The 492-nt window shown below is 66.1% G+C and carries 2 protein-coding genes; both read right to left on the reverse strand.

Translation table 11 applies throughout. The features are described from left to right. The coding region (locus FLQ44_RS25140; protein WP_147696045.1) for a DUF1428 family protein at positions 1 to 112 on the reverse strand (112 nt) is incomplete at its 3' end. A gap of 23 nt (positions 113 to 135) precedes the next feature. Next, a partial coding sequence (locus tag FLQ44_RS21815; RefSeq protein WP_147696046.1) for an SRPBCC domain-containing protein occupies positions 136 to 492 on the reverse strand: 357 nt, incomplete at its 5' end.

The following is a 492-nucleotide window of genomic DNA, read 5'->3' on the forward strand; positions in this document are numbered from 1 at the left end:
ATTCGAGCGCGCCGTGCTCCAGCCACACTTCGCAGGCGGTGGCGGCGATCTTGCGGTAGTCGTCGATGCGGTTGGCGGGGCAGGGCAGCAGGAAGCCGTCGATGTAGGACATGGGGTGTCTCCAAGTGTGGGCGTTCAGGGGCCATGATCGGGAATGGTCGGCTCGACCAGCTGGGCCAGCAGCTGCATCGATTCCTGCCAGCCGAGGTAGCAGGCCTCGACCGGAATCGCATCGGGAATGCCGCTCTGCTCGATGCGCAGTTCGGTGCCCATCGGCAGCTCGCGCAGCTCGACGGTGGTGAACATGGTGCCGGGCAGTGCCTCCGCATCGAAGCGGTCGCTGTAGCGCAGGCGCTGGTTCGGCACCAGCTCGAGATACTCGCCGCCGAAGCTGTGCGTGGTGCCGGTCGAGAAGTTGGTGAACGACATCTTGTAGAAGCCGCCGACCCGCGGATCGGAGTGGGTGACCTTGCCGGTGAAGCCGTGCGGCGG

It is taken from the genome of Vogesella mureinivorans, assembly GCF_007644035.1.
In the GTDB taxonomy this organism is placed as follows: Bacteria; Pseudomonadota; Gammaproteobacteria; order Burkholderiales; family Chromobacteriaceae; genus Vogesella; species Vogesella mureinivorans.